We start from the raw sequence: 7,654 nt of genomic DNA on the forward strand, positions 1-7,654 counted from the left end.
AATGCATTGGCTTACAGATAGTCACCGTTTAGCGAAAATAATCCAATAAATCAATTAACCTTGTTCTAGAGTATTACAATGCCATTTGTCACTCATGGCGTTGCTTTACTGTCATAAATACGCCTCCACACCCAGCTTAGCATCTTGGCGGTATCACCCGACTCAGGCAATTGGGTAATTTCTGCTGCTGCTGCCCAGTGGCCACCTTCATCTATGCCAGCAATGTCATAGCGGAAAAAATAATCGGGCTCTAACCCCATTCGCAGATCTGCAAGGGTTAGCCGAAGCTCGCCATCCTCACGTCGCTGAGCGTGAGCGGCGATAAACCCATGTGTGAACCACAATAGACGTTTCAACTGCGGTACGGATGTCAACTGCGCCAACGCCTGGTTGTCGCTTTCGTGAAAAGTAAATTGCATCGCTCCCCGATCCGCGACAAGGGACCGGTCACCGAGCCAGTAGCCATCCGGTACCATCACAATCACCCGCCAAACCAGCGTGTTGAACGGAAGCGGTGTAGAAAAACGCGGGGCATTCTGCAAGTTCAGAACAGCCAGGCTTGGCGAGGCTACCCGGTCAACCAGAGATTTGGCGGCAACACTCCAAGCCAGGTAGGCCGAGCTCACGAGCAAGCCTGCTACCAACCAATTGCGTGCCGCCCTGTCTCGGCCTGAGCCACTCGTTTGCTGCTCAGTTTTATGTGGTGAAAGCTGCCAGGCAGCCATAACCCCTATCAGCAACGGCACTGTATACAACGGATCAATGACGAAGATTGTCGCCCACATGACGGGTGGGGTCTTCATGGGCCATAACACCTGCGTACCGTAGACGGTAAAGGCATCCAGCAACGGATGTGTTATCAGGGCCAGCCAGATCGCCAACCGCCACCGCAACGGGGCACCTCGAACCAGCGAACTGCGAGACTTGAGCAAGAGCCAAAGCAGTAATCCCAACAACGTTAGCATCAAGAGTGAATGCGATGGACCACGGTGCCAGGTCACTTCTGTAACCACATCACTGCTGAACACGTTGAACCAGAGCACGTCCAGNTCGGGCAAAGTACCAAGTACTCCACCCGCCAGTATTGCCTGGCGTCGATGATGCGGGGGGACGACAAGTGCGGCGACACTGCTGCCAAGAACAATCTGAGTTAATGAGTCCATGGCAAACTCCAACGGCTTGGTTTACTGATCTGTTGGGCATCTTGTGCCTTTATCCATCGGTCATGCAGCCATTGTTCCGTTTTGCGGCGAGCGAGCAGGGTTGCCCATTCCAGATCGCGCTCGAACAGCATCGGTTTCTCATCGCTACCGATGATGACCCAGAACCAACGCCCATCAGCCAGATTGCGTGCCTTGAATTTTAAACCGGTGAGTTGAACGGTCTCGTTACGGCCTGCGCGTGACAGGAGAATAGGTTCATCATGGAGAGTAACAGACGCTCTCCCCAGGCTGGTCAGCAAGTCGGGCGCAGCCTTACGCAAGAACTCTGCCGCAATCTGCTCAGCGCGCTCACCAGGCGGTAACGGTTTTCCCACCAGGTCGAGCGAGATGTTGGCAAAACCCTTGAGTGTGCCATCGGCGGCGATCACCGTACTAAAGTGTTCTCCCTCCAGGAAGGCATTGCGCTCATCGCGTCTCTCGTAACGGCTGAGTGCGGCGGGCTGACCATCCAGAGTGACCGGACGCTGACTGGTTTGATGATGAGTATCTGGGATGCTGATCGGGTTATCTCCAACCGCACCGGAGGCTGTTTGCAACGCGAAAGCAGACAGAGCAGTGGTAAGCCCTAGACTGATGCGGAACACCAGGATCCAACGGTAGGAAGTCAGGACTGAAGAGAGCGAAAAACGGATAGAATTCATGATTTCCTCGTGGATGAAGCAAGCGATGCACTGCCCGCAACGCAGACAGTGGCCAGTAAAAGTGCCACCGCAAGCCCCACCAATAGCGGGACGAAGCCGGGCACCCAGGACAGGATAAATGGACCGATGCTGGCACCGATAAACAGGACAAAACCATTGAGGGCCATGCCCGCGGCGCGGTTAGGTACCGCCAGATCACCAAACTGGGTGATCATTGCCGGGATAGCGAGAGCGACGCCGACCACGAAGACCAGACTCCCAATGGCAATACCAGTCAGCGATTGCGCTAACACAGCCTCTAGGGCCAAGCCCACGGCCGCAACCAGATAACCTGCTCCCGCAACGCCCGGCATCCCGATCCGAACAGCAAGCGGCCCGACCAGCAACGCCATGAACATCCCTGGCAATCCAACCAGGCGCAGTGCAATGACTGTGGCAGGAGAAAGGTTCAAGCCCGCCAGATGCGGCCCCAACGCCGTATACATCGCAACGAAAGACAGGAGAAGTGTGATGTGTGCAAATGACAGCAGCAGAATGGCAGGCCGCACGGCAATCTTGCCCAATGCCACGAAACGATGGCCCAGATGACCCTCAACGATAGTGCGTGCCGGTTCCTTTATCATCAACGCAATTAATGGAAGCATGACCACAAGACCGCCTCCTGTGATCAGAAATACCCAGAACCAATCCCATCGTAACGCCACCCAGGCCGCGAACACTTGCCCAAGGATACCCGCCACGAGGAAAGACGTAGACATGGCCCCGATGGCGGTTGCTCGGTGACGTGTCGGCACCGCTTCCGCAAGATAGGCCAGTGCTACGGGGGCAAAACTGGACGCAGCCAGCCCCTGTAACATCCGAAGTCCCGCCAACCATGGCAGCGAAGGCACGAAGGCGCAGGCAAGTGTGGCAATCGACAGGGCGCTCAGCCCCATCAGCATCACTGGCCGACGACCATACTGATCCGATAACGGCCCCCAGAGCAGGAACCCGCCAGCATAGGCCAGGCTGAAACAAGTGGCCAGCGCGAACGAGACGGCCCCCGGTGTTGCCGGACTGAAAGAGTGACCGACGTACGTCAGCAAAGGGATTGCCAGGTAAAGCTGGGTCAGCACCAACAGGGCGACCGCGACCAGTAGCGTGACACCCGGCCCACTCGCGTAATGAGCTGGCCCGAGGTGAGGGGGCTTGCTGAAGGCCTCATCAGCCAAGCCTGAGACTTGCGTATTTTCAGCCATGGAACCCTGCTTCCGATATCGGTACAGCACCCCCAACGATGACGGAATGTACCTGACGTGCAGTATGCAGTTCCCAGAATTGGTCAGCGATGTCCATTGGTGCGACGGTATCACTTTTACCCACACCGCCCGGTGTTCCCTCAACGAAGCCGTTGACGATCACCTCACCGACATGAATGTCATGTGACGCGAGGGTATGCGCCAGAATATGGGTCGTTTTACGTTGAGCTGCAACGCTGATGGCAATCGCAGCATAATCGATGGCGAACGCATTGATTTGTGGGTCATCGAGCGCCATGACGCCGCTGGTAACCAGTACGGTACCTTTTGATGCCGCAAGGTCGTTCATGCTCTCTTGTACGGCAGTGATGTAGCCAACAACGCGGAGATCGAAACTCTTGCTCAGATCTGCGGGCTGAGTGGACAGCAGGTCACCTTCGATATCGAGAAAAACGTTCCAGTGCAGGATACCTATAGGCCCCATTATCTCATGCACGTTCGTGACGGCATGTCGAATCGCTTTAATATCGCTCAGATCGGCTGGGAAAGCGCGAGCCTGGATGCCTTCGGCGGTCAATTCCGTTACCGCATCAGCGAGACGCTGAGCATTGCGCGCAATCAAGGCTACGGGATGACCCGCCTTACCAAAACGGCGAGCGACTGCATGGGAAATACCCGGGCCATATCCACAGATGAGGATGGTGTTTTTCATAGTTCAGACTCCGATTATAAAGTAAAATTACAACTCCAACGTTTTAGTTGGAAATAACTATAGTATGATTACGTGATAGCAACAACCCATAAATGAGAGAGAAGAAAAATGGCTTGGGATACTGAAGGGACGAAACGCAAAATTCTGGACGCTGCGATGACCGAATTCGCCCGACTCGGACCCGATGGCACTACCCTTGAGCGGGTTGCCAAGTTGGCCGGGGTAAACAAGGAGCGTGTTTATAATTACTTTGGCGATAAGCGAGCGCTGTTCTCAGCCGTATTACGTAGTGAGTTGGCCAAGGTGGCATCGGCGTTGCCCATTACATCCTTTGCGGTTGAAGATATTGGCGATTACGCTGGCCGTGCTTACGATTATCACCTCGACAATCCTGAACTGAGTCGGCTCATGCGCTGGGAAGGGTTGATATTCAGTGATGAGGTGCCGGACGAAGAACAGCGACGCGAATACTATGGATACAAGATTCAGGCCGTGAGCGATGGGCAGCGCGAGGGAATAGTTACCCAAGCCATTGGGGCAGATCATCTGGCTTTTTTGGTGTTAGCCTTGGCCGGATGGTGGTCTGCCGTTCCACAGGTCGCGCGCATGTTAACGGGACCAGATAGCGCAGAAGAACATGCCAGACGGAGATCCTCTGTCATAGAAGCTGCCCGACGTCTGGCGTCTGCCCCATAAAGTTATTCGACCGCTAGCTTTTGCGTACTGTCGACGAACTCAGAAAGAACTAGAGGCAATGTAAGCCTAAATAGCGGCCTTAACTTTCTTCTCTAAACGGAAATCAGGGGTTCTCGACATCCCGGTTTTGCCATAACCCGCTTTTTTGTTAATAAAAATAATAGCCATGTCTGATTTCATTTGTGGTTTTCGCCCTGACTTAATTTTGGTCGTCATTGCAGCGGCACAACCGCCATTTGCCTTCTCCAGGATAGGTCGATGCTCGGCCTCAGCGACGGCAGCTAATATCTGGTGGCCTACTGTGCAAGCGTCTATTGATTAGCATATATGTAATAGTATAACATTACACTTGTGCTATTCAACAAGGAGCTATTGATGTCTAAAAAATATAACTACCTATCCATAATTGCATTGAGTGTTTGTGTTTCATTAATCAGTTTTAAATCATTTGCGCACGGTAAACATAGCCACTCACATGAGCACCATCAATCGGATGCTGCACGCACGGCAAGTGAAGGTATCTTTGCAGACAAAGATGTTAAGGATAGGGGGCTGAGTGATTGGGATGGGGTCTGGCAATCGGTTAATCCCTATCTATTAAAAGGGGATCTGGATTCGATACTCGTTAATAAAGCGAAAAAAAATAAAGATAAAACGCTTACAGAATACCGAGAGTATTACCGCCGGGGCTATCATACTGATATCACTATGATTGGTATAGAGAATAACACTATTGATTTTCACACCTCAGATGCCGTTAATTCATGTAAGTATAGCTACTCTGGCTTTAAAATAATGCACTATGACTCTGGGAAGAAGGGAGTACGCTATTTATTCGAATGTAAAGATGCTAACTCACAAGCACCAAAATTTGTCCAATTCAGTGACCATATAATAGAACCACAAAAATCCCATCATTTTCATATTTACACGAGCAATGAGTCGCATGAAGCATTGCTTAAAGAAATGGATAACTGGCCAACGTTTTATCCAATCACATTAGGCAAAGATGAAATAGTTCACGAGATGTTGCATCACTAAAGTTAGTGTTGTCGATTATTTCCAGTAAGAGAAGACCATGCATCCGCATGGTCTTTTTGTCTGTTATTCAAGCGAGCATTTGGGTCGGTAGGCCAAACATTGACCCATTTGATTTTGTATTCGTCGCAGATGAGTGACGCACACAGCTACATACACCCGCAATTTTTATGGTTATCCGGTAGGATGCATAGCGACTAAATCTCAAAATGTGATATTTATAAAACATCTTTTCATTAAAATTGAAATTTTGTTTTTAGAGTGCTATGTTCTGCACAGTCAAGTCTAACTATCACACCCAATGGGCCACAGCTCATTGGCGCAAAGGAGAGAACATAATGAAAATTGCACTGATGATGGAAAACAGTCAGGCAACTAAAAACGCCATAATTCTGAAAGAGCTGAATGCTGTAGCCTCGGAAAAAGCGTACCCGGTATACAACGTGGGCATGAGTGATGAAAACGACCATCACCTGACTTATATTCATCTGGGGATCATGGCCAGCGTTCTGCTCAATTCTAAAGCAGTGGATTTTGTGGTTACTGGCTGTGGTACAGGCCAAGGCGCAATGATGTCATTAAACATCCATCCAGGTGTTGTATGTGGATATTGCATCGATCCTGCTGACGCTTTCCTGTTTGCTCAGATCAATAACGGTAATGCATTGTCACTGCCATTCGCCAAAGGTTTTGGCTGGGGTGCTGAATTAAATGTGCGTTATATCTTTGAAAAAGCGTTTACTGGCGTGAAGGGGGAAGGTTACCCGCTGGATCGTAAAGAGCCGCAGGTACGTAATGCGGGTATTTTGAACCAAGTGAAAGCTGCGGTAGTGAAAGAAAACTATCTCGATACACTGCGCTCTATTGACCGTGAATTAGTGAAAACCGCAGTAAGCGGTGCACGTTTCCAGCAGTGCTTCTTTGATAACTGCCAAGTTGAAGAGATTAAAGCTTTCGTGAAAGAAGTACTGGCGTAACGATAGCCTCAAGTGCTGAAGAATAAAACAAGGCTCCTGAACCGGAGCCTTTTGCTTATTTGATACCGCTAAAACACTTAACGACTACTTACACCGTGGTCTGCTAACACTTAGGCGCTGCCCCTTGTGGTGGCAGATAGCGTAGTGGATCAAGTGCGGTTGCTCGGTAACGGATTTGGAAATGCAACATTATCGTGTCTGTTCCGGTGCTGCCCATGGTGGCTATTTTTTGCCCCGCTTTTACATCTTGAGCAATATTCACTAGCATGGTGTCGTTATGGGCATAAGCGGTGATGAAATCCTCACCGTGTTTAATCATTATCAGGTTGCCATAACCACGTAACTGATTCCCGACATACACCACTCGCCCTTTGGCCGACGCGTAGATTGGTTGCCCACGTTTAGCCGTAATATCAATGCCTTTATTACCACCGTCGGCGGTGGAGTAGCGCGATATTATTTGGCCATTAGTCGGCCAGCGCCAGCATCGATTCGCACCCGGTGGTGGTGTCGATGCAGCGAGTACAGTATTTGAGGATTTACGCTTCGTTGATGTTAGCCGCCCGGACGCAGCAGCACCGCTGAGCTGAAGTTTTTGCCCAACCTCAAGTCTATAGGGGTGGCGGAGCCTGTTGATGCGGGCAAGGTCACTCACTTCGCTATCACTGATCCATGCAATAAAATAAAGTGTGTCACCTGACTTAACAGTATACGATTTATCGTTATAACTGCCTTTTGGCAGTTTGGTGTAGTCACGATTGGATTTGTTTGAGCACCCAGCCAATAGCAAGACAACCATTGCGTATACCGCCAACCATGGCCACCACTGAATTCTACTTTTAGTGTTCAAAACTTTTCCTTTATCGCCGTGATATCAAACTCCCTCAGCCAACTATATTAACATTTGAACTATAAGGTTCAAAAGCCTGTGTAAGATTATCGTTTAGGATTGGTGGTAATTGGCAGACTAAAATGGCTCACAATTTCTTGTGAGCCGGGGGAAACCCATAGAATTGTGTGGATTAGTGGCTTCTTACGTATTACCGCTTTCCAATGGAGTGCAGCACTCTGGCAGAGAGTCGCCTTTGCTGTTTACTAGCCATGATAATGATGGGCTGAAAAGCATGTA

Annotated in this window: 8 protein-coding genes; 3 read left to right on the plus strand and 5 right to left on the minus strand. The window is 50.3% G+C overall.

Going from position 1 to position 7,654, the window contains the following annotated elements:
- Positions 1-92: 92 nt before the first annotated feature.
- From V1952_RS18155 to V1952_RS18170, 4 genes are read right to left on the minus strand one after another with little or no spacing between them, the layout of a single operon-like run.
- The gene (locus V1952_RS18155) at positions 93-1,163 is read right to left on the minus strand and encodes a metal-dependent hydrolase (protein WP_420075263.1); all 1,071 of its coding nucleotides are present in this window, start codon (positions 1,161-1,163) and stop codon (positions 93-95) included.
- Positions 1,151-1,864 (minus strand): hypothetical protein, encoded by a 714-nt coding sequence (locus V1952_RS18160; RefSeq protein WP_420075264.1) that lies wholly within the window; start codon positions 1,862-1,864, stop codon positions 1,151-1,153. The genes V1952_RS18155 and V1952_RS18160 overlap by 13 nt, the downstream gene beginning before the upstream one ends.
- The gene (locus tag V1952_RS18165; protein ID WP_420075265.1) at positions 1,861-3,102 is read right to left on the minus strand and encodes an MFS transporter; all 1,242 of its coding nucleotides are present in this window, start codon (positions 3,100-3,102) and stop codon (positions 1,861-1,863) included. Before V1952_RS18165 ends, V1952_RS18160 begins: the two co-directional genes overlap by 4 nt.
- Complete coding sequence (locus tag V1952_RS18170) at positions 3,095-3,814, minus strand: SDR family NAD(P)-dependent oxidoreductase (RefSeq protein ID WP_420075266.1); 720 nt, start codon at positions 3,812-3,814, stop codon at positions 3,095-3,097. The genes V1952_RS18165 and V1952_RS18170 overlap by 8 nt, the downstream gene beginning before the upstream one ends.
- A gap of 108 nt (positions 3,815-3,922) precedes the next feature.
- Here V1952_RS18170 and V1952_RS18175 point away from each other — a divergent pair, with 108 nt between their 5' ends.
- The 3 genes from V1952_RS18175 (at position 3,923) to V1952_RS18185 (ending at position 6,525) form a co-directional block, all read left to right on the plus strand.
- Entirely contained in the window at positions 3,923-4,510 is a 588-nt protein-coding gene (locus V1952_RS18175; protein ID WP_042569675.1) for a TetR family transcriptional regulator, read from the plus strand.
- Between the two features lie 375 nt (positions 4,511-4,885).
- Entirely contained in the window at positions 4,886-5,551 is a 666-nt protein-coding gene (gene zinT / locus V1952_RS18180) for a metal-binding protein ZinT (RefSeq protein ID WP_420075267.1), read from the plus strand.
- A gap of 335 nt (positions 5,552-5,886) precedes the next feature.
- A complete protein-coding gene (locus tag V1952_RS18185) occupies positions 5,887-6,525 on the plus strand; it encodes an RpiB/LacA/LacB family sugar-phosphate isomerase (RefSeq protein ID WP_420075268.1) in 639 nt (212 codons plus the stop codon).
- 103 nt (positions 6,526-6,628) lie between these two features.
- On the opposite strand, the gene actS is transcribed toward V1952_RS18185, so the two are convergent.
- Positions 6,629-7,357 carry an amidase activator ActS gene (actS, locus tag V1952_RS18190; RefSeq protein WP_372559891.1) on the minus strand — a complete coding sequence of 243 codons (729 nt, stop codon included), beginning with the start codon at positions 7,355-7,357 and terminating at the stop codon, positions 6,629-6,631.
- Positions 7,358-7,654: the final 297 nt, after the last annotated feature.

This window comes from Yersinia sp. 2542 StPb PI (assembly GCF_048593855.1).
GTDB classification, from domain to species: domain Bacteria; phylum Pseudomonadota; class Gammaproteobacteria; order Enterobacterales; family Enterobacteriaceae; genus Yersinia; species Yersinia enterocolitica_E.

What these genes read in the sequence shown, in the direction of transcription:
- V1952_RS18160 (WP_420075264.1), bottom strand. Translation starts at nt 1,864, where the DNA reads ATGAATTCTATCCGTTTTTCGCTCTCTTCAGTCCTGACTTCCTACCGT.
- V1952_RS18165 (WP_420075265.1), bottom strand. Translation starts at nt 3,102, where the DNA reads ATGGCTGAAAATACGCAAGTCTCAGGCTTGGCTGATGAGGCCTTCAGC.
- V1952_RS18170 (WP_420075266.1), bottom strand. Translation starts at nt 3,814, where the DNA reads ATGAAAAACACCATCCTCATCTGTGGATATGGCCCGGGTATTTCCCAT.
- V1952_RS18175 (WP_042569675.1), top strand. Translation starts at nt 3,923, where the DNA reads ATGGCTTGGGATACTGAAGGGACGAAACGCAAAATTCTGGACGCTGCG.
- zinT (WP_420075267.1), top strand. Translation starts at nt 4,886, where the DNA reads ATGTCTAAAAAATATAACTACCTATCCATAATTGCATTGAGTGTTTGT.
- V1952_RS18185 (WP_420075268.1), top strand. Translation starts at nt 5,887, where the DNA reads ATGAAAATTGCACTGATGATGGAAAACAGTCAGGCAACTAAAAACGCC.